Raw genomic sequence first — 25,272 nt, forward strand, 5'->3', positions numbered from 1 at the left:
CTTTAACAAGCTGGATCAGATGATTTGTGTGGGTGCTTGCGCTGTGAGGCTCTGTGGTGCAGAGACTTATCGGCACAAGTATCTTCCGTCAAGAGAGATGCTTGCGTGTCGAGCTGGAATTAGCTGATGCCTTCGGGTGTTGGCTTAAGAGATTGAACTGAAGAGTTTGATCCTGGCTCAGATTGAACGCTGGCGGCATGCCTAACACATGCAAGTCGAGCGGTAACAGGCCCTTCGGGGTGCTGACGAGCGGCGGACGGGTGAGTAACGCGTGGGAATCTGCCCTTCGGTGGGGGATAGCCCGGGGAAACTCGGATTAATACCGCATACGCCCTACGGGGCAAAGTGGCCCTCTGATTCAAGGTCACGCCGAGGGATGAGCCCGCGTCCGATTAGCTAGTTGGTGGGGTAAAGGCCTACCAAGGCGACGATCGGTAGCTGGTTTGAGAGGATGATCAGCCACACTGGGACTGAGACACGGCCCAGACTCCTACGGGAGGCAGCAGTGGGGAATATTGGACAATGGGCGAAAGCCTGATCCAGCAATGCCGCGTGTGTGAAGAAGGCCTGCGGGTTGTAAAGCACTTTCAGCAGGGAGGAAAAGCTTACGGTTAATAGCCGTGGGTCTTGACGTTACCTGCAGAAGAAGCACCGGCTAACTCCGTGCCAGCAGCCGCGGTAATACGGAGGGTGCGAGCGTTAATCGGAATTACTGGGCGTAAAGCGCGCGTAGGCGGTTCGGTAAGTCGGGTGTGAAAGCCCCGGGCTCAACCTGGGAATTGCATCCGATACTGTCGGGCTAGAGTCTGGTAGAGGGCAGTGGAATTCCGGGTGTAGCGGTGAAATGCGTAGATATCCGGAGGAACACCAGTGGCGAAGGCGACTGCCTGGACCAAGACTGACGCTGAGGTGCGAAAGCGTGGGTAGCAAACAGGATTAGATACCCTGGTAGTCCACGCCGTAAACGATGAGAACTAGCCGTTGGGTTCATTTATGGACTTAGTGGCGCAGCTAACGCATTAAGTTCTCCGCCTGGGGAGTACGGCCGCAAGGTTAAAACTCAAAGGAATTGACGGGGGCCCGCACAAGCGGTGGAGCATGTGGTTTAATTCGATGCAACGCGAAGAACCTTACCTGCCCTTGACATCCTCGGAACCAGCCAGAGATGGCTGGGTGCCTTCGGGAACCGAGTGACAGGTGCTGCATGGCTGTCGTCAGCTCGTGTCGTGAGATGTTGGGTTAAGTCCCGCAACGAGCGCAACCCTTGTCCCTAGTTGCCAGCGATTCGGTCGGGAACTCTAGGGAGACTGCCGGTGACAAACCGGAGGAAGGTGGGGATGACGTCAAGTCATCATGGCCCTTATGGGCAGGGCTACACACGTGCTACAATGGCCGGTACAGAGGGTTGCCAAGCCGCGAGGTGGAGCTAATCCCAGAAAGCCGGTCGTAGTCCGGATCGGAGTCTGCAACTCGACTCCGTGAAGTCGGAATCGCTAGTAATCGCAGATCAGCAATGCTGCGGTGAATACGTTCCCGGGCCTTGTACACACCGCCCGTCACACCATGGGAGTTGGCTGCACCAGAAGCAGGTAGTCTAACCTTCGGGAGGGCGCCTGCCACGGTGTGGTCGATGACTGGGGTGAAGTCGTAACAAGGTAGCCGTAGGGGAACCTGCGGCTGGATCACCTCCTTTAAAGAGAGCGCTGCAGTTCTTGCGGTGCGAGCATCCAACACAAGTCATCTGATCCAGGGTTAAGTCTCGAGACCAAGCGGGTCTGTAGCTCAGTTGGTCAGAGCGCACCCCTGATAAGGGTGAGGCCGGTGGTTCAAATCCACCCAGACCCACCATTATTAGGGGCACGGCGATCGTGAGCTGGGCCGATAGGGTCGGCAAGGTAGCTGGCGCAGGATTTTTGCCGGCTGGCAAGGCGTGTTGAGCGGGGTTGAGGGAGCGTACATAGGTACGTGACCGAAAGCCGGAGAAGGCGCAACGCGGCCAGGCGGTAAAAAGACAAGTCAGGGGCCATAGCTCAGCTGGGAGAGCACCTGCTTTGCAAGCAGGGGGTCGTCGGTTCGATCCCGACTGGCTCCACCATTACTGAGCGGGCGTGGTCGCGTTTAAGGGGTTCACAGGCCAGCATCTGATTTGGATCGGGTGCTGGCCTCTGAGCCTTAAGTGGGCGAAGAGACTGATCTTTAACAATCTGGATTGACCGTCAAACGAGAAAGCACAGCATCGTCGTCTAGGATGCTGTGTGAGGCATGTCAGTTGTTCGTGGAGCCAGCGCCCATGTAGCCCTCAGACTGGTTGGGGTTATATGGTCAAGCGGTTAAGCGCACACGGTGGATGCCTAGGCGGTAGGAGGCGATGAAGGACGTGGTAGCCTGCGATAAGCCTCGGGGAGCTGGCAAACAAGCTTTGATCCGGGGATTTCCGAATGGGGCAACCCAATCACCTTTTGGGTGATTATCGTGCACTGAATTCATAGGTGTACGAGGCGAACCCGGGGAACTGAAACATCTAAGTACCCGGAGGAAAAGAAATCAACCGAGATTCCCTGAGTAGCGGCGAGCGAAAGGGGATTAGCCCTTAAGCATTCGGTGTTCTAGCGGAGCGATCTGGGAAGGTCGGCCATAGAAGGTTATAGCCCTGTACGCGAAAGGGCGCCGAGTGTGAAATCGAGTAGGCCGGGACACGTGTTATCCTGGTTGAATATGGGGGGACCATCCTCCAAGGCTAAATACTCCCTACCGACCGATAGCGAACCAGTACCGTGAGGGAAAGGTGAAAAGAACCCCGGAGAGGGGAGTGAAATAGAACCTGAAACCGTGTGCGTACAAGCAGTGGGAGCCCGCAAGGGTGACTGCGTACCTTTTGTATAATGGGTCAGCGACTTACTTTCAGTGGCAAGGTTAACCGTGTAGGGAAGCCGTAGGGAAACCGAGTCTTAACCGGCGCCATAGTCTCTGGAAGTAGACCCGAAACCGGGCGAGCTACCCATGGCCAGGGTGAAGGCGAGGTAATACTCGCTGGAGGCCCGAACCCACTAACGTTGAAAAGTTAGGGGATGAGCTGTGGGTAGGAGTGAAAGGCTAAACAAGCCCGGAGATAGCTGGTTCTCCCCGAAAGCTATTTAGGTAGCGCCTCGTGTCTCACTCCCGGGGGTAGAGCACTGTTTCGGCTAGGGGGGCTTCCGAGCTTTACCAAACCGATGCAAACTCCGAATACCGGGAAGTGCAATCACGGGAGACACACAGCGGGTGATAACGTTCGTTGTGGAGAGGGAAACAACCCAGACCGCCAGCTAAGGTCCCGAAATCGTGGCTAAGTGGGAAACGATGTGGGAAGGCAGAGACAGCCAGGAGGTTGGCTTAGAAGCAGCCATCCTTTAAAGAAAGCGTAATAGCTCACTGGTCTAGTCGGCCCGCGCGGAAGATTCAACGGGGCTAAGTCACGTACCGAAGCTGCGGATGCATACTTGTATGCATGGTAGGGGAGCGTTCCGTACGCCGACGAAGGCGGACTCGCGAGAGCCGCTGGAGGTATCGGAAGTGCGAATGCTGACATGAGTAACGATAATGAGGGTGAAAAACCCTCACGCCGAAAGCCCAAGGTTTCCTGCGCAACGTTAATCGGCGCAGGGTGAGTCGGCCCCTAAGGCGAGACCGAAAGGTGTAGTCGATGGGAAACGGGTTAATATTCCCGTACCAACTGTTACTGCGATGGGGGGACGGAGAAGGCTAGGTCATCCGGGCGTTGGTTGTCCCGGTGCAAGCGTGTAGGCAGAGCGGCCAGGCAAATCCGGTCGTTCAATGCCGAGGCGTGATGCCGAGTGCCCAAGGGCGCGAAGTGATTGATGCCAGGCTCCCAGGAAAAGCCTCTAAGCTTCAGGTAGCCGTTGACCGTACCGCAAACCGACACAGGTGGGCAGGGTGAGAATCCCAAGGCGCTTGAGAGAACTCGGGTGAAGGAACTAGGCAAAATGGTACCGTAACTTCGGGAGAAGGTACGCCCCTGGTAGGTGAAGGCCCTTGCGGCTGGAGCTGACGGGGGTTGCAGTGACCAGGTGGCTGCGACTGTTTACTAAAAACACAGCACTCTGCAAACGCGTAAGCGGACGTATAGGGTGTGACGCCTGCCCGGTGCCGGAAGGTTAAGTGATGGGGTTAGTCTTCGGACGAAGCTCTTGATCGAAGCCCCGGTAAACGGCGGCCGTAACTATAACGGTCCTAAGGTAGCGAAATTCCTTGTCGGGTAAGTTCCGACCTGCACGAATGGCGTAACGATGGCCACACTGTCTCCACCCGAGACTCAGTGAAATTGAAATCGCTGTGAAGATGCAGCGTACCCGCGGCTAGACGGAAAGACCCCGTGAACCTTTACTACAACTTCGCACTGGACTTTGAGCCTGCTTGTGCAGGATAGGTGGGAGGCTTTGAAACCGGGACGCCAGTTCTGGTGGAGCCGACCTTGAGATACCACCCTGGCATGCTTGAGGTTCTAACCTCGGCCCGTGATCCGGGTCAGGGACAGTGTGTGGTGGGTAGTTTGACTGGGGCGGTCTCCTCCCAAAGAGTAACGGAGGAGTGCGAAGGTACCCTCAGCGCGGTCGGAAATCGCGCGTAGAGTATAAAGGCATAAGGGTGCCTGACTGCGAGACTGACACGTCGAGCAGGGGCGAAAGCCGGCCTTAGTGATCCGGTGGTTCTGTATGGAAGGGCCATCGCTCAACGGATAAAAGGTACTCCGGGGATAACAGGCTGATTCCTCCCAAGAGTCCACATCGACGGAGGAGTTTGGCACCTCGATGTCGGCTCATCACATCCTGGGGCTGTAGCAGGTCCCAAGGGTACGGCTGTTCGCCGTTTAAAGTGGTACGCGAGCTGGGTTTAGAACGTCGTGAGACAGTTCGGTCCCTATCTGCCGTGGGCGTCGGAGGTTTGAGGGAAGCTGCTCCTAGTACGAGAGGACCGGAGTGGACGCACCTCTGGTGTTCCGGTTGTCACGCCAGTGGCACTGCCGGGTAGCTATGTGCGGACGGGATAACCGCTGAAAGCATCTAAGCGGGAAGCCCCTCCCAAGATGAGACCTCCCTGGGGACTCGATCCCCCTGAAGGGCCGTGGAAGACGACCACGTTGATAGGCCGGGTGTGGAAGCGCAGCAATGCGTGAAGCTAACCGGTACTAATTGCCCGTGAGGCTTGGCCATATAACCCCAAATGGTTTGGGGTGAGCGCCAGGCCAACCATCAACGACCGACATGCCTCAAATCGGCCCTGACGGCCAATCCAGACATACGCGTGCGGCCCACCAAGAAGGCCTCATGCACCGCTTCGCCTGGCGAACATAGCGAGCGGGAACCACCCGATCCCATCCCGAACTCGGTAGTGAAACTGCTCAGCGCCAATGATAGTGCGGCCTCGCTGTCGTGCGAAAGTAGGTCATCGCCAGGCTCCTACACCAAAGCCCCTGTCCATACATCGGACAGGGGCTTTTTTTATGCGACGATTCCGTACCGTTTCCGCTCTTCGTCCGGGGACCGCTTGGCGCGTTGGCGACCGGTGGTAATCTAGGGGCCTGCCGGAGACCGGGGGTAAGCAATGAGCGAAGTACAGGATATGCAGCAGGCGCAGGAACTACTGGACTTCATCGACGACAGCCCGAGCCCATGGCATGCGGTCGCCAATATGGCGGAAATGCTGCAGGCGGCGGGCTTTGTCGAGCTGCGCGAGGATGAGCCCTGGCATCTGAATCCCGGGGATGCGGCCTATGTGATCCGCGAGGAGGCGAGCCTGGTGGCCTTCCGGGTCGGCAGCCGGGCGCCGGAGGCGGCCGGCTTTCGGGTGTTGGCGGCGCATACCGATTCCCCTGGGCTGCGGGTCAAGCCGGGGGGCGCTCACCGCGCCGGACCCTTTCTGCGCCTTGGGGTGGAGGTGTATGGCGGCCCGATCCTCGCGACCTTCGCCGACCGGGACCTGACCCTGGCCGGGCGTGTGGCGGTGCGGGGCGAGGTCGGTATCGACTCGGTGCTTGTGGACTTTCCCGAGGCCCTGGCGCGTCTGCCCACGCCAGCGATCCACCTGAATCGGGAGGTGAACGAGCAGGGCCTGAAATTCGACCGTCAGAAGGAGCTGCCGCTGATCTTCAGCCTGCCGGACGACGATGAGCCCTCACCGGAGGCGTTCCGGCAGCTGCTGGCCACGCGCGCTGGCGTCGAGCTGGACGACCTGCTGGGCTGGGATCTGGCGGTGAGCGATACCCAGCCGGGGGCCTTCTTCGGCGCGGACCGGGAGTTCCTGGCCGCCCCCCGAATCGATAATCTCGCCTCCTGCCATGCCGCGATCAAGGCCCTGTTGGCCGTCGAGCAGCCGACGGCGACGGCGGTGTGTGCGCTCTTTGACCACGAGGAGATCGGCAGCACCACCTATCGGGGAGCGGCCGGCACGTTGCTGCCCAATGTGTTGGAGCGCCTGGGCGGTGCCGGTGAAGAATTGCACCAGGCCAAGGCGCGCAGTCGGCTGGTCAGCGTGGATATGGCCCATGCCTGGCACCCGAACTTTCCCCATTTCTACGAGGACGAGCACAAGGCGCACGTCAACCACGGACCGGTGATCAAGGTGAACGCCAACCAGCGCTACACCAGTGAGTCCACCGGCGGGGCCTGGTTCGCCGAGCTTTGCCGCGGGGCGGGGGTGCCCTGGCAGACCTATGTGCACCGGACCGATCTGCCGTGCGGGAGTACGATCGGTCCGGTCACCGCGGCTCGGCTCGGGCTACCGGTGATTGATGTGGGCAACGCCATCTGGTCCATGCACAGTGCGCGCGAGAGCGCGGGGGCGAAGGACCACGCCTGGATGACGGGCGCCCTGTCGGCCTTCCTGGCCGTGCCACAGTTGCCATGAGCGGGAGCGAGGGCAGGCTCGCCGCGAGGGGCTCCGCGCAGGCGGTCCTGGAACGGCTGTCGGCCGGCGACTGCTGGTCCGGTGAGGCGCTGGGCCGCGAGCTGGGCATCTCCCGGGCAGCGGTCTGGAAGGCGGTGGCGACACTCCGGGGCCTCGGAGTGCCTGTCGAGGCGGTCGCTGGGAAGGGCTACCGGTTGCCCGGGCCGGTCGAGGTGCTGGATCGGCAGCGGATTGTCGCCGAGCTGCGGCGCGCGGGTGTGGCGCCGCTGCCCTCGGTGGACGTCTGGCTGTCGACCCCGTCCACCAACCTGTGTGTGCTGGGGTCCCAGGCAGGCACGCCGCGCGCCGCATTTGCCGAGGTCCAGACCGCCGGCCGGGGCCGCCAGGGGCGGCGCTGGTGGTCGGCCTTTGGCGAGCAGGTTCAGTTCTCGCTGGCCTGGCATTACCAGGCCCTGCCCGCACCGGTGCCCGGGCTGAGCCTCGCGGTCGGTGTCGAATTGGCCGAGACGCTGAGTGGGCTCGGCGCCCGGGGCCTGCAGTTGAAGTGGCCCAACGACCTGCTGTGTAAGGAGGGGCGGAAGCTCGCCGGGATCCTGATTGAGCTCGAGGGCCAGGTGCTGGGCCCGTGCCGGGTGGTGGTGGGGGTCGGGGTCAACCACGGTCGCGGTGCCGGCGGCGCTGAGGCGGACCGGCCGGTGGCCAGCCTGGCCGAGGCGGGCCTGGAGGGCGTCGCGCGCAATCGATTGGCCGCGCTCCTGCTCAGCGCGGTGATCCGGGGCTGCCAGCGGTTCGGGGTCACCGGGCTCGACGACTACCGTGAGGGCTGGGCACGCTGGGATGCCCTGCGCGACCGGCCGCTGTCCGTGGTCCAGGCGGGGGCGACCTTACGGGGCTGGGGCGCGGGGATCAGCGAGGACGGGGCCTTGGTCCTGACGCTGGCCTCGGGCGGGCAGCGTGTCTTGCATGCGGGGGAGGTGCATATCGGTGCCGCACTGGCTGATTCTTGACGCGGGCAACAGCCGGTTGAAGTTCGGTCTCTGGGACGGCCATCGCGTCCACGCTACTGGCGCGGTGAGCTGGAGCGGCGACTGGCCGGGTGAACTGGACATGGCGCTGGCCGCGATGGCCAGGCCGGAGCGGGTGGTGGTCGGGAGCGTCCATCAGACGGCCACCGTAGAGGCGCTGGAGGCCATCAGTCGCCGCCGCTGGGGGTGTCCGCTCACTCGGATCACCACCACTGCTGCGGCCTGCGGGGTACAGAATGGCTACCGCGACTACCGCCAGTTGGGAGTCGATCGCTGGGCCGCGGTGGTGGCAGCCCATCTGCGCGCCCCGGAGGCCTGGCATCTGGTCATCGACGTGGGGACCGCCGCGACCGTGGATGTGGTGGGGCCCAGGGGGGATTACCGGGGCGGTGCCATATTTCCCGGATTGCGGCTGCTGGCCGACGCCCTCGGCAGCGGCACCGCCGGGCTGCCGAGTCTGGCCGGCGAGGCGGTCCCGCTGCCGGCCCGGTCGACGCCGGATGCCATCCGCGGCGGCGTGGTGCACGGCCTGGCTGGCGCCCTCCGGCATCTGGCCTCCGAGATGCTGCCGGCCGAGGCGGTGCGGCCCCGGCGCTGGCTCACGGGCGGGGACGCCGGGCGTTTGCAACCGCTCCTGCCGCAGGGTGCGGTTTGGGCACCGGACCTGGTCCTGGAGGGCCTGGCGCAACTCGCCCGGGAGTCGGGATGACCCTTCGCACGGGCCTCGTGGCGGTGTTGATGGTGGCCAACCTGGGCCTCGCGGGGGCCATTCTTTTCGACGGGCGCCCGACGGCGGGCGACCCCGGCCCCAGCCTTTCGCAATCCGACGGTGTCACGGACGAGGCTCCGCCATTGGCGTTATTCAGCGAACCGCCGGCAGCGGCCACCTGCCACTATCGCCTGCCCATGCCCAGCCCCGGGGCCGCCGAGGCGATGGCGGACCGGCTCCGGGAGCTGGGGCTGCGGGCGGTGGGGGGCGCGCGGCCCGGGTCCGGTCCGGTCTGGTATGAGTTGCGCCTGCCGGTCGACACGGTGCAGGAGGCGCAGCGGCGCCGTGCCCGCATGGGCAGCGGCGTCGACGGGCTCGGAGACCCCTCCGAATGGTCCTTGGTGGTGACCGCAGCGGGCGGCGGCGTGCGTCTGGCACGCGCCGGCGAGGAGGCGCCGTTGCGCCGGAGCCAACGGCAACTGGCCGCCCGGGGCGTGGCCACCGAGGTGGTGCCCCGCCGTCCGCCCTCCGCCGGTCTGGTCCGGGTCTACGCCACCGCGGCGGAGGTCGCCCTGCTGCCGTGGCCCCGGAGCGCCGTGGATTGCCCTGCCGGGGCGGAGTGACTACCATAGCGCGTGATGCTGGCGTAGCTCAGTCGGTAGAGCAGCTGATTTGTAATCAGCCGGTCGCAGGTTCGACTCCTGTCGCCAGCTCCATTCCCCTCTCCTGCGCAGGGCGCGCTAGCTTTCCGGTTACGCGGGCTCAGCTCGCCCCCTTCGGCGCCCGGACCCGGACATAGCGGCCGGGGGCGGGCTCGATGCCCTCCGGCGGGGTGCGTGCCGGCACCTGTTCCCCGGCATGACCGGCCACCCAGTGCCGCCAGTCCGGCCACCAGGAGCCCGCATATTCCCGGGCCGACTGCAGCCACCGTTCCGGGTCCGCCGGCAGGCGGCCGTAATGACGGTAACCGTACTTCCCGGAGTGCTCCGGGTTGATCACCCCGGCCACATGCCCCGAGCCCCCCAGCACAAAGCGGACCCGCCCCCCAAGGAGTCGAGCCCCGTGGTAGGTGCCCCGCCAGGGGGCGATGTGGTCGCCGGCCGTGGACAGGAAGTAGGCCGGCACCTTGATCCGGCCCAAGTCCAGCGGCTGGCCCGCCAAGCTAAGCGCGTCCGGCTCGCGCAGGCGATTCTCCAAGTAGAGGTGACGCAGGTACCAGGACTGCATGCGTGCCGGCATGCAGGTGTTGTCGCCATTCCAGTAGAGCAGGTCGAAGGGCAGGGGGTCGCGCCCCATCAGGTAGTTGTTGATGACATAGCTCCAGATCAGGTCGTTGGCCTGCAGCAGATTGAAGGCCTGCCCCAGGTGAGCCCCCTGCAGATGGCCCTTGCGCGCCATCTGCGCCTCCAGCAGCTGGATCTGCTCCTCGTCGATGAAGACCGACAGCTCGCCCACGTCGGAGAAGTCGAGCAGGGTGGTGAAGAAGGTGGCGCTGCTGACCCGATCCTGTTCCCCGGCGGCCGCCAGCCAAGCCAGCGTGCAGGCCAGGAGGGTGCCCCCGATACAGTAGCCGAGGGTGTTGAGCTGCTCCTCGCCGGTCAGCTCGCGGATGACATCCATGGCGGCAAGCGGCCCTTCGGTCAGGTAGTCGTCGAAGCGGATGTCGGCCAGCTCGGGCCCCGGATTGATCCAGGAGATGATGAACACCGTATGCCCCTGCGCCACCGCCCAACGGATGAAGGATTTCTTCTCGTTCAGGTCGAGGATATAGAACTTGTTGATCCAGGGCGGCACGATCAGTAGCGGGCGCTGGTGTACCGTCTCGGTGGTCGGGCTGTACTGGATCAGCTGCATCAATCGGTTCTCGTGGACCACGCGGCCCGGCGTCGTGGCCAGGTCACGGCCAATCTCAAAGGCCTCCGGGTCCACATGGCGCAGACGCAGCTGGCCGTCGCCCTCCGCCAGGTCCTCGAGCAGATTGGCCAGCCCACGGAGCAGGCTTTCGCCGCCGGTTTCCAGGGCCCGCTCCACCACGGCCGGATTGGTCGCGGCGAAGTTACTGGGCGACAGGGCGTCGGCGTACTGGCGGGTATAAAAGCGCACCATCTGCCGGGTGTGCGGGTCCAGCCCTTCCACTTCGTCGACGGCGTTCAACAGTTGCTTTGCCGCTACCAGGTAGCCCCGGTGCATAAAATCCAGCGCGGCGTTATTGCGCCACTCCGGGTGTTGAAACCGCCGGTCGGCGGTTTTCGGCGCCTCCGCCTCCCCGGGCGGGGTCATGAGCTGTTGCCAGGCCTCGAGCGCCTCCTCGGTCCAGCGTTGCTGGGTGGCGAGCAGCCGGGCGGGGTCCTGTACCAGCGCCAGGCCCCACCGCCAGTATGCCTGGGCGATCTGTTGGGGGTCCGGGAAGAGAAAGTGGTCGCCTTTGATCTGCCGGCGCAGAATCCCGGCGCCCAATCGGTTGGCGGCCAGGGTGATGCGCTGCCATTGCAGCGCGAGGCGGGCCCCTGGGTCTTCGTTGTCGCCGGTCTCCGTTTGCCGTTTCATGCGTTCTCCTCGTCGTCCTCGATGTGGTCTTCGCCGGGGCTTGCCATTGGCCGGCCCCTCTTGACCCGCGCCCTGGTGCCCACTAGGGTGAGCGCTTGCTCGTGGCGGTGCCAGCTTGTCAGCGGCCGACGGCTCAGCGCCTCCGGTCGCGCGCCGCGCCAAACCGCGCCCGGAGCGCTCCGGGTGGTTGACAAGGCATCGTCCGATCTGGAGAATACCGCCTCTTACAGATTTTCGGAGGGGTTCCCGAGCGGCCAAAGGGGGCAGACTGTAAATCTGCTGGCACAGCCTTCGGAGGTTCGAATCCTCCCCCCTCCACCAAACAATTTGCGCTTGGCACGGGGCGTTACCAGGTCATCTGCGGGTGTAGTTCAATGGTAGAACCTCAGCCTTCCAAGCTGATGACGTGGGTTCGATTCCCATCACCCGCTCCAGTCATGCGCAGCCGAGTTCGGGCCCATGTAGCTCAGTTGGTAGAGCACACCCTTGGTAAGGGTGAGGTCACCGGTTCAAATCCGGTCATGGGCTCCATTGTTTCGTTCCGCGGGCGATGCGTCATGCCCGTGTCCCAAGGCCCGAAGTCACTCTGAAAAGGATAGACGGGGAGATCGCTCGATGTCCAAGAGCAAGTTTGAGCGTAAGAAGCCACACGTAAACGTAGGGACCATTGGTCACGTTGACCATGGTAAGACGACGCTGACGGCGGCGATGACGGTGGTGCTGGCGGAAGCGTTTGGGGGTGACGCCCGGGCCTTTGATCAGATTGACAACGCGCCGGAGGAGAAGGCGCGTGGTATCACGATTGCGACGGCGCACGTGGAGTATGAGACGAGTGAGCGTCACTATGCGCACGTGGACTGCCCGGGTCACGCGGATTATGTGAAGAACATGATCACGGGTGCGGCGCAGATGGACGGTGCCATTTTGGTGGTGTCTGCTGCGGACGGTCCGATGCCGCAGACGCGGGAGCACATTTTGCTGGCGCGTCAGGTGGGTGTGCCGTACATCGTGGTTTACCTGAACAAGGCGGACATGGTGGACGACGAGGAGCTTCTGGAGCTGGTGGAGATGGAGGTCCGGGAGCTTCTGAGTGATTACGATTTCCCGGGTGATGACACGCCGGTGATCACGGGTTCGGCGCTGAAGGCGCTGGAGGGTGATGACTCGGAGATTGGCAAGCCGTCGATCATCAAGCTGGCGGAGGCGATGGATGAGTACATCCCGACGCCGGAGCGTCCGGTGGATCAGCCGTTCCTGATGCCGATTGAGGACGTGTTCTCGATTTCGGGTCGGGGCACGGTGGTGACGGGTCGTGTGGAGCGTGGTGTGATCAAGACCGGTGAGGAGGTTGAGATTGTGGGTCTGAAGGAGACCCAGAAGACGACCTGCACGGGTGTTGAGATGTTCCGCAAGATGCTGGACCAGGGTGAGGCCGGTGATAACATCGGTGCGCTGCTGCGTGGCACCAAGCGGGATGAGGTGGAGCGTGGTCAGGTGCTGTGCAAGCCGGGCAGCATCACGCCGCACACGAAGTTTGAGTGTGAGGTGTACGTGCTGAGCAAGGACGAGGGGGGTCGACACACCCCGTTCTTTAACGGTTACCGTCCGCAGTTTTACTTCCGTACCACGGACGTGACCGGTTCCTGCGAGCTGCCCGAGGGTGTGGAGATGGTGATGCCGGGTGACAACGTCAAGATGACGGTGTCGCTGATTGCGCCCATCGCCATGGAAGATGGGCTGCGTTTCGCGGTCCGCGAGGGCGGCCGCACCGTGGGTGCCGGCGTCGTCTCCAAGATCATCGAGTAAAGCAGTATCCGCCGGGGTGTCCGCGGAGGCCCCGGCCTTTGTTACAGGCCAGTAGCTCAATTGGCAGAGCAGCGGTCTCCAAAACCGCAGGTTGGGGGTTCGAGTCCCTCCTGGCCTGCCATCTGCCCGAATACCCAGCGCGCCTGAGGGTGCGCTGGGCTTTCACGTGTTCGTCCAACCGGTCCCCGAATGAAATCCAGCGTAGAGAGCCAGAGTTCCGGTCTAGATAAGGCCAAGATCGTCGTCGCAATCGCCCTGGTCCTCGGGGCCATTGCCGGCTTCCATTATTATGGCGACGAGCCCCTGCTGTTCCGCGTGCTGGGGCTGCTGGCCGTGGTGGCGGCCGCTGGCGGTGTGATGATGACCACCGCTGCCGGGCAGGCGGTGTGGCAGTTTGCCCGCGCCTCGCGCCAGGAGCTGCGCAAGGTGGTCTGGCCGAATCGCCAGGAAACCCTGCAGACCACCCTTATCGTCTTTGTCATGGTGGTGCTCGTGGCCCTGTTCCTCTGGCTGGTGGATCTGCTGGCGGGTTGGGGCATCGGGCGCATCATCGGCCTGGGAGTCTAATCGATGGCGAAGCGCTGGTACGTTATCCACGCCTATTCCGGTTTCGAGAAGCAGGTCAAGCGCTCGCTTGAAGAGCGCATCAAGCGGGCCGGCATGGAGGATAAGTTCGGGGAGATCCTTGTGCCCACCGAGGAAGTGGTGGAGATGCGCGAGGGCCAGAAGCGGCGCAGTGAGCGTAAGTTCTTCCCGGGCTATGTCCTGGTGCAGATGGAGTTGGACGACGAGACTTGGCACCTGGTCAAGGAAGTGCCCCGTGTGATGGGCTTTATCGGCGGTCGCAGTGACCGCCCGGCGCCGATCTCCGATCGCGAGGCCGAGCAGATCCTCGACCGCGTCAAGGAGGGGGCCGAGAAGCCGCGTCCGAAGGTGCTGTTCGAAGTGGGCGAGATGGTGCGCGTCACCGACGGCCCGTTTGCCGACTTCAACGGCGTGGTCGAAGAGGTCAACTATGAGAAGAGCCGCCTGCGCGTCGCGGTTCTGATCTTTGGGCGTTCCACCCCGGTCGAACTCGAGTTCGACCAAGTGGAAAAGGGCTGATCGCGAGCCCCGATCGCGAGCCGATATCCATCGTCACAGGGGGAGCCGAGAGGCGTTAGCACCCCGCAAGGAGTCTATCCATGGCGAAGAAAGTTTCTGCCTACATCAAGCTGCAGGTGGGCGCTGGCAAGGCCAACCCCAGCCCGCCTGTGGGCCCCGCGCTGGGTCAGCACGGCGTCAACATCATGGAGTTCTGCAAGGCGTTCAACGCCCAGACCCAGGAGATGGAGGCCGGTCTGCCCGTGCCTGTGGTGATCACGGTCTACAACGATCGTAGCTTCACCTTTATCACCAAGACCCCGCCGGCCGCCGTGCTGCTACGTAAGGCCGCCGGCATCCAGAAGGGCAGTGGCGAGCCCAACACCAAAAAGGTGGGCACGGTCACCCGCGAGCAGTTGGAAGAGATCGCGAAGACCAAGGAGCCCGATCTGAACGCCGCCGACCTGGACGCCGCTGTGCGCTCCATCGCCGGCACGGCCCGCAGCATGGGCCTGGACGTGGAGGGTCTGTGATATGGCACGTCTGACCAAGCGCCAGAAGGCGATTCGAGAGAAGATCGACCCCGCCCAGCAATACCCGGTGGCCGAGGCCCTGGGCCTGCTGCGGGAGCTCCCCGGCGCCAAGTTCACCGAGTCGGTGGAAGTGGCGGTCAACCTGGGCGTCGACCCCCGTAAGTCCGATCAGATCGTGCGCGGCTCCACCGTGCTGCCCAACGGCACCGGCAAGACCGTGCGCGTGGCCGTATTTGCCCAGGGCGACGCCGCCGAGGCGGCGAAAGAGGCCGGCGCCGACATCGTCGGAATGGACGATTTGGCCGAGCAGGTCAAGGGCGGCAACCTGGACTTCGACGTGGTCGTGGCCGCGCCGGACGCCATGGGTGTGGTCGGCCGGTTGGGTCCGATCCTGGGCCCGCGCGGGCTGATGCCGAACCCCAAGGTGGGCACGGTTACCCCCGATGTGGCCGGCGCGGTGAAGAACGCCAAGGCCGGGCAGGTGCGCTACCGCACCGACAAGGGCGGCATCATCCACTGTGCTATCGGCAAGGTGGACTTCGAGGTCGAGGCGCTGCAACAGAACCTGCAGGCGCTGATCACCGACCTGCAGAAGCTGAAGCCGGCCAACTCCAAGGGTGTCTACCTGAAGAAAGTGGCCGTCTCCACCACCATGGGCCCCGGCCTGGCGGTGGACCTGGCCTCGCTGGAGACCTGACCGGCAATGTATTACCCGGCCGCCCCTCGGGTGGGGCGGTCACGATGTCTGGAGGCTGTCGACAACAGACGCGGCAGCCGTCTTAGACCGCACGGTGCGCGTAAGCGCTTAAAGGTACGACCGCCTGCGCAGACGGTGCAGCTCAGACAGGATATCCCTGCATGAGACCACCGTTGGCACGCCGGCTCCGGCCGGGTGCAGGCCCTGCCCCCGGGCAAGGGCCAAGTGGGCCGCCGCAACCCGCGGCGGCTCTGACAACGAGTGTTCCAGGAGGTTTTTTCAGATGGGACTGAGTCTGGAACAGAAAAAGGCAATGGTTCAGGAAGTCGCTGCGGTGGCCAAGGAGGCCCATTCGGCCGTTGGGGCCGAGTACCGTGGTTTGACGGCCGGCCAGATGGACGCGCTGCGCCAGCAGGCCCGTGAAAACGGGGTCTACCTGCGGGTGGTCAAAAACCGTCTCGCCAAGCGGGCGGTTGAGGGCACCGAGTTTGAGTGCATGCAGTCCGAGCTTACCGGCCCGCTGCTGCTGGCCTTCTCCCTGGAGGACCCGGGTGCCGCCGCGCGCGTCATCAAGGCCTATTCCAAGGAGCACGAGGCGCTGCAGACGCGCCTGGTCGCGGTGGGCGGTCAGGTGTATCCGGCTTCCGAGCTGGAGCGGCTGGCCAGCCTGCCGACTCGCGAGGAGGCATTGGCGATGCTGCTGGCCACCATGAAGGCGCCGGTCCAGAAGCTGGCCACCACCCTCAACGAGGTCCCGGGCAAGCTGGTCCGGACGGTGGCGGCGGTGAAGGACGCCAAACAGGCTGCCTGAAGCCAGGTCTTTTTCTGTTAATCACGCAATTTGGGCCCTGCGGGGTCCTGTCGACTAGAACGCGTCACAGGAGACAACACGATGGCCGTTTCCAAAGAAGAGATCCTCGAGACAATTTCCAACATGACCGTGATGGAGGTCGTGGAACTGATCGAGGAAATGGAAGAGAAGTTTGGCGTGACCGCCGCTGCCGCCGTGGCCGCTGCCCCGGCCGCCGCCGGTGGCGAGGCCGAGGCCGCCGAGGAGCAGACCGAGTTCGACGTGGTGCTGTCGAGCTTCGGCTCCAACAAGGTTGCCGTCATCAAGGCGGTGCGCGGCATCACCGGCCTGGGCCTGAAGGAGGCCAAGGAAGTCGTGGAGGGTGCTCCCTCCCCGATCAAGGAAGGCGCCTCCAAGGAAGAGGCCGAGGAGATCAAGGCCAAGCTGGAAGAGGCGGGCGCCAGCGTCGAGGTCAAGTAACGCTTGTCCTGGACGACGTCCAACGCCTCAGGCGTGGATGGCTGGTGGCGGATTCCGCCACCGGCCTTTTCCTGTTTTCGGGTGCCTGCCCCGTCAACAGTGTAGTGGGCCGCAAATCCTGCGGCCGGTCAGGGCATTGAAACGTTATCAGGGTTGTGTGGTCCAAGACCACCCGTGCCGACGGTCTACGGCGGGTGTCGCCAGTCAACCCTAGAGCCAAATGCTGAGGAACCTCGATGGCCTACTCGTTCACCGAAAAGAAGCGCATCCGCAAGGACTTCGGCAAGCTGCCGAACATCCTCGAAGTGCCTTACCTGCTGGCGACGCAAATCGACTCCTATCGTCAGTTCCTTCAGGAGGAGAGGGCCGCGGAGAGCCGCGAGGACGTCGGGCTGCACGGTGCCTTCCGCTCCGTGTTCCCCATCACCAGCCACTCCGGGACGGCTGCCCTGGAGTACGTCAGCTATCGCATCGGTGACCCTGGCTTTGATGTCAAGGAGTGCCAGTCGCGCGGTCTGACCTACGCGGCGCCGCTGCGTATGCTGGTACGCCTGGTCATCTACGACAAGGACGGTCAGTCCGTAAAGGACATCAAGGAACAAGAAGTGTACATGGGCGAACTGCCGCTCATGACCCGCAACGGCACCTTTGTGATCAATGGCACCGAGCGGGTGATCGTCTCCCAGCTTCACCGCTCCCCGGGTGTGTTCTTCGACCACGACAAGGGCAAGACCCACTCGTCGGGCAAGCTGCTGTTTTCCGCCCGGGTAATCCCCTACCGCGGTTCCTGGCTGGACTTCGAGTTCGATCCCAAGGACAACATCTACGTGCGCATCGACCGTCGCCGCAAGCTGCCGGCGACCATCCTGCTGCGCGCGCTGGGCTTTGACACCCAGCAGATCCTGGACCTGTTCTTCGACAAGAACGCCTTCCACTTCCGCGACGACGGCTCGGTGGTGCTCGACCTGGTGCCGGAGCGCCTGCGCGGTGAGACCGCGGCCTTCGACATCAAGGCCAACGGCCAGGTGCTGGTGGAGGCCGGGCGCCGAGTGACCGCGCGCCACATCCGCGAACTGGGCAAGGCCGGGGTGGACACGCTGGAGGTCCCGGCCGAGTACTTGGAGGGCAAGATCGTCGCCCACGACGTGGTCGACACCGGGACCGGCGAGATCATCTGTGAAGCCAACACGGAGCTCACTGCCGAGCTGGTGCAGGCCATCCAGGATGCCGGTGTCAAACAGCTCGATACCCTGTTTGTCAACGACCTGGACCGCGGGCCTTACATGTCCCAGACCCTGGCCATCGATCCGACGCGCACCCAGCTGGAGGCGCTGGTCGAGATCTACCGCATGATGCGCCCGGGTGAGCCGCCCACCAAGGAGGCGGCCGAGAACCTGTTCCAGAACCTGTTCTTCAGCCCGGACCGCTACGACCTGTCGCCGGTCGGGCGCATGAAGTTCAACCTGCGCGTCGGGCGGGACGAGGTCACCGGCCCCGGGGTGCTGGACAATGACGACATCCTCGCGGTGCTGCGGGAACTGATCAACATCCGCAACGGCGACGGCCAGGTGGACGACATCGACCACCTGGGCAACCGCCGCGTGCGCTGTGTCGGCGAGATGGCGGAGAACGTCTTCCGCGTGGGCCTGGTCCGTGTGGAGCGCGCCGTGCGCGAGCGGCTGTCGCTGGCCGAGAGCGAGGGGTTGATGCCGCAGGAGTTGATCAACGCCAAGCCGGTGGCGGCGGCGATCAAGGAGTTCTTCGGCTCCTCCCAGCTCTCGCAGTTCATGGACCAGAACAACCCGCTCTCCGAGGTGACCCACAAGCGCCGGGTCTCGGCGCTGGGCCCGGGCGGTCTGACCCGGGAGCGGGCCGGGTTCGAGGTGCGCGACGTGCACCCCACCCACTACGGCCGGGTCTGCCCCATCGAAACCCCGGAAGGCCCCAACATCGGGCTGATCAACTCGCTGGCGACTTACGCCCGGACCAACCGCTATGGCTTCCTGGAGACGCCGTACCGCCGGGTGGAGAATGGCGTGGTCACCGACAAGGTGGATTACCTCTCCGCCATCGAGGAGGCGCGCTACGTCATCGCCCAGGCCAACGCCCGCGTGGGTGAGGACGGCCGGCTGATGGACGAGCTGATCTCCATCCGCCACGGCAATGAGTTCGGCATGGCGACCCCGGACAAGGTCCAGTACATGGACGTCTCGCCGAAGCAGATCGTCTCGGTGGCCGCCTCGCTGGTGCCCTTCCTGGAGCACGACGACGCCAACCGTGCGTTGATGGGCTCCAACATGCAGCGCCAGGCGGTGCCGACCCTGCGCGCCGACAAGCCGCTGGTGGGCACCGGTATGGAGCGGGCCGTGGCGCGCGACTCCGGCGTCATCGTCACCGCGGAGCGGGGCGGCGTGGTCGAGCAGGTGGACGCCGGTCGTATCGTGGTCCGGGTCAACGACGACGAGACCGAGGCGGGCGAGCCGGGGGTGGACATCTACAACCTGGTCAAATACCTGCGCTCCAACCAGAACACCTGCATGAACCAGAAGCCGCTGGTGCGCCCGGGCGACGTGGTGGCCCGGGGCGATGCGCTCGCCGACGGCCCGTCCACCGACATGGGCGAGCTGGCGCTGGGCCAGAACATGCTGGTGGCCTTCATGCCGTGGAACGGTTACAACTTCGAGGATTCGATCCTGATCTCCGAGCGGGTGGTGAAGGAGGACCGCTACACCACCATCCACATCGAGGAGCTCACCTGTGTCGCGCGCGACACCAAGCTCGGTACCGAGGAGATCACCGCCGACATCCCCAACGTCTCCGAGTCGGCGCTGAACCGGCTGGACGAGGCCGGCATCGTGCACATCGGGGCCGAGGTGAAGGCCGGCGACATCCTGGTGGGCAAGGTCACGCCCAAGGGCGAGACCCAGCTGACGCCCGAGGAGAAGCTGCTGCGCGCGATCTTCGGCGAGAAGGCCTCGGACGTGAAGGACACCTCCCTGCGGGTCCCCACCGGCATGGACGGCAAGGTGATCGACGTCCAGGTCTTCACCCGGGACGGGGTGGAGAAGGACAGCCGGGCGCTGGCCATCGAGCAGGCAGAGCTGGCGGCCATCCGCAAGGACCTGCGCGACCAGGAGCGTATCTTCGAGGACGATGCCTTCTCCCGCCTGGAGCGCGCGCTGGTGGGCCAGGTGGCTGAGGGCGGCCCCTCCGGGTTGGCCCGGGGCGCCGAGGTAACCGCCGACTACCTGGCGAACCTCGACCGCAAGCGCTGGTTCGAGATCCGCATGCGTGACGAGGAGGCCAACCGCCAGTTGGAGGCCGTACGGGCCCAACTGGAGGCGCAGCGTGACTCGCTGGAGCGCCACTTCGAGGAGAAGAAGGGCAAGATCACCGCCGGTGACGACCTCGCCCCGGGCGTGGTCAAGATGGTCAAGGTCTACCTGGCCGTGCGCCGGCGCCTGCAGCCCGGTGACAAGATGGCTGGCCGCCACGGTAACAAGGGCGTCATCTCCATGATCGTGCCGGAAGAGGACATGCCCTTCACCGAGGATGGCGAGCCGGTGGACGTGGTCCTCTCGCCGCTGGGTGTGCCCTCGCGCATGAACGTCGGGCAGGTGCTGGAGACCCACCTGGGCTGGGCGGCGCGCGGGCTCGGCAAACGCATCGGCGAGATGCTCGAGCAGCACACCAAGATGCAGGAGCTGCGTGCGTTCCTCGACCAGGTGTACAACGCCAGCGGCCAGAAGGTGGACCTGGACAGCCTCGACGACGAGGAGATCAAGGGCCTCGCCTTCAATCTGCGGGAGGGTGTGCCCATGGCGACGCCGGTCTTCGACGGGGCCCAGGAGCCGGAGATCAAAAACATGCTCGAGCTCGCGGGGCTGCCCGAGTCCGGCCAGGCCACCCTGTACGACGGTCGTACCGGCGAGGCGTTCGACCGCCCGGTCACCATCGGCTACATGTACATGCTGAAGCTCAACCACCTGGTGGATGATAAGGTTCACGCCCGCTCCACCGGGCCGTACTCCCTGGTCACCCAGCAGCCGCTGGGCGGTAAGGCGCAGTTCGGCGGTCAGCGCTTCGGCGAGATGGAGGTCTGGGCACTGGAGGCCTACGGCGCGGCCTACACCCTGCAGGAGATGCTGACGGTGAAGTCCGACGACGTGGCAGGCCGAACCAAGATGTACAAGAACATCGTGGACGGCGACCATCGCATGGAGGCCGGCATGCCCGAGTCCTTCAACGTGCTGGTCAAGGAGATCCGCTCGCTGGGCATCAACATCGAGCTGGAACAGGACTGAGCGCCCGTCTGACGGGGACTCACTGACACCACTGATCTGTACAGGCAGCGGATATGAAAGACTTGCTGAATCTGTTCAAGCAACCGGGCGCACAGCTCGAGGACTTCGACGCCATCCGTATCGGACTGGCGTCGCCGGAGATGATCCGGTCCTGGTCCTACGGCGAGGTGAAAAAGCCCGAGACCATCAACTACCGCACCTTCAAGCCGGAGCGCGACGGCCTGTTCTGCGCCAAGATCTTCGGCCCGGTGAAGGACTACGAGTGCCTTTGCGGCAAGTACAAGCGGCTCAAGCACCGGGGCGTGGTGTGCGAGAAGTGCGGGGTGGAGGTCACCATCGCCAAGGTGCGCCGGGAGCGCATGGGTCATATTGACCTGGCCAGCCCGGTCGCCCACATCTGGTTCCTGAAGAGCCTGCCCTCGCGCATCGGGCTGCTGCTGGATATGACCCTGCGGGACATCGAGCGCATCCTTTACTTCGAGGCGTTCGTGGTCATCGAGCCGGGTATGACCCCGTTGGAGCGCGGCCAACTGCTCTCCGACGAGGCCTACCTGGACGCCATCGAGCAGCACGGCGATGAGTTCGAGGCCAAGATGGGCGCCGAGGCGGTCCTCGACCTGCTCAAGAGCCTGGACATGACCGGCGAGGCCCGGACCCTGCGCGAGGAGATCGAGGGCACCAACTCCGAGTCCAAGATCAAGCGCCTGTCCAAGCGGCTGAAACTGATCGAGGCCTTCCTCGAGTCCGGCAACAAGCCGGAGTGGATGATCATGGACGTGCTGCCGGTGCTGCCACCGGACCTGCGTCCGCTGGTGCCGCTGGACGGCGGCCGGTTCGCCACTTCCGATCTGAACGACCTGTATCGCCGGGTCATTAACCGGAACAACCGGCTGAAGCGGCTGCTGGAGCTGTCGGCCCCCGACATCATCGTGCGCAACGAAAAGCGCATGCTGCAGGAGTCCGTGGACGCACTGCTGGACAACGGCCGGCGCGGCCGGGCCATTACCGGTACCAACAAGCGCCCGCTGAAGTCCCTGGCCGACATGATCAAGGGCAAGCAGGGCCGGTTCCGGCAGAACCTGCTGGGCAAGCGCGTCGATTACTCCGGCCGTTCGGTCATCGTGGTCGGTCCGACCCTGCGCCTGCACCAGTGCGGCCTGCCCAAGCGCATGGCGCTGGAGCTGTTCAAGCCGTTCATCTTCTCCAAGCTGCAACTGCGCGGCCTGGCCACCACCATCAAGGCGGCCAAGAAGATGGTCGAGCGCGAGACCGGCGAGGTCTGGGACATCCTCTCGGAGGTGATCCGCGAGCACCCGGTCATGCTCAACCGTGCGCCCACGTTGCACCGCCTGGGTATTCAGGCGTTCGAGCCGGTGCTCATCGAGGGCAAGGCCATCCAGCTCCACCCGCTGGTCTGCACCGCCTTCAACGCCGACTTTGACGGCGACCAGATGGCCGTGCACGTGCCACTGTCGCTGGAGGCGCAGCTGGAAGCCCGCGCCCTGATGATGTCCACCAACAACATCCTGTCGCCGGCCAGTGGTGAGCCCATCATCGTCCCCTCGCAGGACGTGGTGCTGGGCCTCTATTACATGACCCGTGAACGGCTGGACGCCAAGGGCCGGGGCATGGTCTTCACCGACGTGCAGGAGGTGCACCGGGCCCACCAGAACGGGGTGCTGGACCTGGGCGCCCGCGTTCAGGTGCGGATCCGCGAGGCCGTGTTCGACGAGAACGGCGGCATGAATGAGCGGGTGCACCGGGTCGAGACCGTGGCCGGCCGGGCGCTGCTCTACGAGATCGTTCCCGACGGGCTGCCCTTCGAGCTGGTGGATCGGGACATGACCAAGAAGGCCATTTCCGGCCTGGTCAATGCCTGCTACCGCCGGGTGGGCCTGAAGGGCACGGTGGTCTTTGCCGACCAGCTCATGTATATGGGCTTCTCCATGTCCACCGGCGCCGGGGTCTCCATCGGTGTCAACGACATGGAAGTGCCGGCGGAGAAGGAGAAGATCCTGGCCGATGCCGAGGAAGAGGTGAAGGACATCGAGGAGCAGTACGCCTCGGGCCTGGTCACCAACGGCGAGCGCTACAACAAGGTGGTGGACATCTGGTCCCACACCAACGAGGCCGTGGCCAAGGCCATGATGGAGAAGATGGGCAAGGACCTCGTCGAGGTGGATGGCGAGCAGAAGGAGCAGAAGTCCTTCAACTCCATCTTTATGATGGCCGATTCCGGCGCGCGTGGCTCGGCGGCGCAGATCCGGCAGCTGGCGGGTATGCGCGGCCTGATGGCGAAGCCGGACGGCTCCATCATCGAGACCCCCATCACGGCGAACTTCCGTGAGGGGCTGAACGTGCTCCAGTACTTCATCTCCACCCACGGTGCCCGTAAGGGCCTGGCCGACACGGCGCTGAAGACGGCCAACTCCGGGTATCTGACCCGACGCCTGGTGGACGTCTCCCAGGACCTGGTGGTCACCGAGGAGGATTGCGGCACCACCGAAGGCCTGCATATGACGCCCATCATCGAGGGTGGTGATGTGGTGGAGACCCTGGCCGATCGCGTCCTCGGGCGCGTGGTGGCGGAGGATGTCTACAAGCCGGGCACTGACGAAGTGGTCGCGGCGGCCGGCACCCTGCTCGATGAGGAGTGGGTCGAGCACCTGGAGCAGCAGGGTGTGGACGAGATCCGGGTCCGCTCGCCGATCACCTGCCAGACTCGCCACGGCGTTTGCGCCCAGTGCTACGGTCGCGACCTGGCGCGCGGGCACGGCGTCAACGTCGGTGAGGCGGTGGGTGTGATCGCCGCCCAGTCCATCGGTGAGCCGGGCACCCAGCTGACCATGCGGACCTTCCACATCGGTGGGGCCGCGTCGCGGGCCGCGTCGATCAACAACGTGCAGGTCCGCAACTCGGGCTCGGTGCGGCTGCACAACGTTAAGGTGGTCAAGCACCACTCCGGCAACTACGTGGCCGTCTCCCGTTCCGGCGAGGTGACCGTCATGGACGATCACGGCCGTGAGCGTGAGCGCTACAAGATCCCCTACGGCGCCGTGCTCTCGGTGGCCGATGGCGATGCGGTGGAGTCCGGCCAGATCGTGGCCAACTGGGATCCCCACACCCACCCGATCATCACCGAGGTGGAGGGTCGGGTGCGCTTCTACGACTTCGTGGAGGGCGTCACCGTGGCCCGCGAGGTGGACGAGGTCACCGGCCTCTCCAGTCTGGTGGTCACCGATCCCAAGAGCCGTGGCAACGGCGAGCACCGGCGTATGGTGACCGACGCCAGCGGCAAGCAGGTGGAGGAGCGGGTCGCGTACAAGGACTTGCGGCCCATGATCAAGCTGGTGGACGAGGACGGCAACGACCTCAACATCGCCGGCACCGACATCCCGGCCCACTACTTCCTGCCCGCCGAGGCGATCATCAGTCTCGAGGATGGGGCCGAGGTCCGGGTGGGCGACGCCCTGGCGCGTATCCCGCAGGAGTCCTCCAAGACCCGCGATATCACCGGTGGTCTGCCTCGCGTGGCCGACCTGTTCGAGGCCCGCAAGCCGAAGGAGCCGGCCATCCTGGCCGAGGTCTCCGGTACCGTGGGCTTCGGCAAGGACACCAAGGGCAAGCAGCGCCTGGTGATCACCAAGGCGGACGGTGAGACCTACGAGGAGCTGATTCCCAAGTGGCGGACCGTCACGGTCTTCGAGGGTGAGCACGTGGAGAAGGGTGAGGTGATCGCCGACGGCGAGCCGAACCCGCACGACATCCTCCGCCTGCTGGGGGTGACTGCGCTGGCCGCTTACGTGGTCAAGGAGATCCAGGACGTCTACCGTCTGCAGGGCGTGAAGATCAACGACAAGCACATCGAGGTCATCTGCCGGCAGATGCTGCGCAAGGTCGGCGTCAAGGACCCGGGCGAAAGCCACTTCCTGCGCGGCGAGCAGGTCGACCGGGCCCGCGTCCTTGAGGCCAATGATGCCCTGGAGGCGGCCGACAAGACGCCGGCCACCTTCGAGCCGTTGCTGCTGGGCATCACCAAGGCCTCGCTGGCTACCGAGTCGTTCATCTCCGCAGCCTCGTTCCAGGAGACGACCCGGGTGCTGACCGAGGCCGCCACCCGCGGGGCCCGGGACGATCTGCGCGGGCTCAAGGAGAATGTCATCGTCGGTCGCCTGATCCCGGCGGGGACCGGCTTCGCCTACCACGAGGAGCGTCGGCGGGCACAGGCCGACCCCATCGCGGCGGCGGAATCGGCCATCGGTCTGGGTGGTGGCGAACAACCGGCCACCTCTGAGACCGGGGCTGGGGGCTCCGACCCGTCGGAGGAAGGGTAAAGGCTTGCAGCTTGCGGGCCTGGTGGCCCGCAAGCTGTTGACACGCACCAAGTGTCAGCCT

14 protein-coding genes, 7 tRNA genes and 3 rRNA genes are annotated in these 25,272 nt (G+C 64.4%); 23 read left to right on the forward strand and 1 reads right to left on the reverse strand.

Going from position 1 to position 25,272, the window contains the following annotated elements; translation table 11 throughout:
• The first annotated feature begins 154 nt into the window (after positions 1 to 154).
• The 10 genes from MLG_RS02205 to MLG_RS02250 all read left to right on the forward strand — a co-directional run bounded on the left by MLG_RS02205 (position 155) and on the right by MLG_RS02250 (position 9,353).
• Positions 155 to 1,693 (forward strand): 16S ribosomal RNA (locus tag MLG_RS02205).
• Between the two features lie 78 nt (positions 1,694 to 1,771).
• A tRNA-Ile gene (locus MLG_RS02210) sits at positions 1,772 to 1,848 on the forward strand.
• A 171-nt stretch (positions 1,849 to 2,019) separates the two neighbouring features.
• Positions 2,020 to 2,095, forward strand: a tRNA-Ala gene (locus MLG_RS02215).
• Positions 2,096 to 2,320: 225 nt separating this feature from the next.
• A 23S ribosomal RNA gene (locus MLG_RS02220) occupies positions 2,321 to 5,210 on the forward strand.
• A 127-nt stretch (positions 5,211 to 5,337) separates the two neighbouring features.
• Positions 5,338 to 5,454: ribosomal RNA gene (gene rrf, locus MLG_RS02225) — 5S ribosomal RNA — on the forward strand.
• Together the 16S, 23S and 5S rRNA genes with 2 tRNA genes alongside form the textbook arrangement of a ribosomal RNA operon.
• 147 nt (positions 5,455 to 5,601) lie before the next feature.
• On the forward strand, positions 5,602 to 6,903 hold the full coding sequence (locus MLG_RS02230; protein WP_011628189.1) for a M18 family aminopeptidase: 1,302 nt from the start codon (positions 5,602 to 5,604) through the stop codon (positions 6,901 to 6,903).
• The gene (locus MLG_RS02235; protein WP_011628190.1) at positions 6,900 to 7,910 is read left to right on the forward strand and encodes a biotin--[acetyl-CoA-carboxylase] ligase; all 1,011 of its coding nucleotides are present in this window, start codon (positions 6,900 to 6,902) and stop codon (positions 7,908 to 7,910) included. Before MLG_RS02230 ends, MLG_RS02235 begins: the two co-directional genes overlap by 4 nt.
• Complete coding sequence (locus tag MLG_RS14635; protein ID WP_049753505.1) at positions 7,888 to 8,637, forward strand: pantothenate kinase; 750 nt, start codon at positions 7,888 to 7,890, stop codon at positions 8,635 to 8,637. The genes MLG_RS02235 and MLG_RS14635 overlap by 23 nt, the downstream gene beginning before the upstream one ends.
• Entirely contained in the window at positions 8,634 to 9,260 is a 627-nt protein-coding gene (locus tag MLG_RS15345) for a hypothetical protein (RefSeq protein ID WP_011628192.1), read from the forward strand. Before MLG_RS14635 ends, MLG_RS15345 begins: the two co-directional genes overlap by 4 nt.
• Before the next feature lie 17 nt (positions 9,261 to 9,277).
• Positions 9,278 to 9,353, forward strand: a tRNA-Thr gene (locus tag MLG_RS02250).
• Positions 9,354 to 9,399: 46 nt separating this feature from the next.
• Here MLG_RS02250 and MLG_RS02255 read toward each other — a convergent pair.
• The gene (locus MLG_RS02255) at positions 9,400 to 11,184 is read right to left on the reverse strand and encodes a PHA/PHB synthase family protein (protein WP_011628193.1); all 1,785 of its coding nucleotides are present in this window, start codon (positions 11,182 to 11,184) and stop codon (positions 9,400 to 9,402) included.
• 236 nt (positions 11,185 to 11,420) lie between these two features.
• Here MLG_RS02255 and MLG_RS02260 point away from each other — a divergent pair.
• The 13 genes from MLG_RS02260 (at position 11,421) to rpoC (ending at position 25,211) form a co-directional block, all read left to right on the forward strand.
• Positions 11,421 to 11,505: transfer RNA gene (locus tag MLG_RS02260), tRNA-Tyr, on the forward strand.
• 39 nt (positions 11,506 to 11,544) lie between these two features.
• Positions 11,545 to 11,618: transfer RNA gene (locus MLG_RS02265), tRNA-Gly, on the forward strand.
• Between the two features lie 21 nt (positions 11,619 to 11,639).
• Positions 11,640 to 11,715: transfer RNA gene (locus MLG_RS02270), tRNA-Thr, on the forward strand.
• An 84-nt stretch (positions 11,716 to 11,799) separates the two neighbouring features.
• Positions 11,800 to 12,990, forward strand: coding sequence for an elongation factor Tu (gene tuf / locus MLG_RS02275; RefSeq protein WP_011628194.1), 1,191 nt, complete (start codon positions 11,800 to 11,802; stop codon positions 12,988 to 12,990).
• Positions 12,991 to 13,035: 45 nt separating this feature from the next.
• A tRNA-Trp gene (locus MLG_RS02280) sits at positions 13,036 to 13,111 on the forward strand.
• Positions 13,112 to 13,179: 68 nt separating this feature from the next.
• Positions 13,180 to 13,557 carry a preprotein translocase subunit SecE gene (secE, locus tag MLG_RS02285; protein WP_011628195.1) on the forward strand — a complete coding sequence of 126 codons (378 nt, stop codon included), beginning with the start codon at positions 13,180 to 13,182 and terminating at the stop codon, positions 13,555 to 13,557.
• A 3-nt stretch (positions 13,558 to 13,560) separates the two neighbouring features.
• On the forward strand, positions 13,561 to 14,094 hold the full coding sequence (nusG, locus tag MLG_RS02290; protein WP_011628196.1) for a transcription termination/antitermination protein NusG: 534 nt from the start codon (positions 13,561 to 13,563) through the stop codon (positions 14,092 to 14,094).
• A gap of 80 nt (positions 14,095 to 14,174) precedes the next feature.
• Positions 14,175 to 14,606: a 50S ribosomal protein L11 gene (gene rplK, locus MLG_RS02295; protein WP_011628197.1), complete on the forward strand. Its 432-nt coding sequence runs from the start codon at positions 14,175 to 14,177 to the stop codon at positions 14,604 to 14,606.
• Position 14,607: 1 nt separating this feature from the next.
• Positions 14,608 to 15,303, forward strand: a complete 696-nt coding sequence (gene rplA, locus MLG_RS02300) for a 50S ribosomal protein L1 (protein WP_011628198.1) — start codon at positions 14,608 to 14,610, stop codon at positions 15,301 to 15,303.
• Between the two features lie 283 nt (positions 15,304 to 15,586).
• Positions 15,587 to 16,114 carry a 50S ribosomal protein L10 gene (gene rplJ / locus MLG_RS02305; protein WP_011628199.1) on the forward strand — a complete coding sequence of 176 codons (528 nt, stop codon included), beginning with the start codon at positions 15,587 to 15,589 and terminating at the stop codon, positions 16,112 to 16,114.
• Between the two features lie 81 nt (positions 16,115 to 16,195).
• The gene (gene rplL, locus MLG_RS02310) at positions 16,196 to 16,573 is read left to right on the forward strand and encodes a 50S ribosomal protein L7/L12 (protein WP_011628200.1); all 378 of its coding nucleotides are present in this window, start codon (positions 16,196 to 16,198) and stop codon (positions 16,571 to 16,573) included.
• A 236-nt stretch (positions 16,574 to 16,809) separates the two neighbouring features.
• Complete coding sequence (gene rpoB, locus MLG_RS02315) at positions 16,810 to 20,877, forward strand: DNA-directed RNA polymerase subunit beta (RefSeq protein ID WP_011628201.1); 4,068 nt, start codon at positions 16,810 to 16,812, stop codon at positions 20,875 to 20,877.
• 53 nt (positions 20,878 to 20,930) lie between these two features.
• On the forward strand, positions 20,931 to 25,211 hold the full coding sequence (rpoC, locus tag MLG_RS02320; RefSeq protein ID WP_011628202.1) for a DNA-directed RNA polymerase subunit beta': 4,281 nt from the start codon (positions 20,931 to 20,933) through the stop codon (positions 25,209 to 25,211).
• Positions 25,212 to 25,272 lie beyond the last annotated feature (61 nt).

The organism is Alkalilimnicola ehrlichii MLHE-1, assembly GCF_000014785.1.
GTDB lineage: Bacteria > Pseudomonadota > Gammaproteobacteria > Nitrococcales > Halorhodospiraceae > Alkalilimnicola > Alkalilimnicola ehrlichii.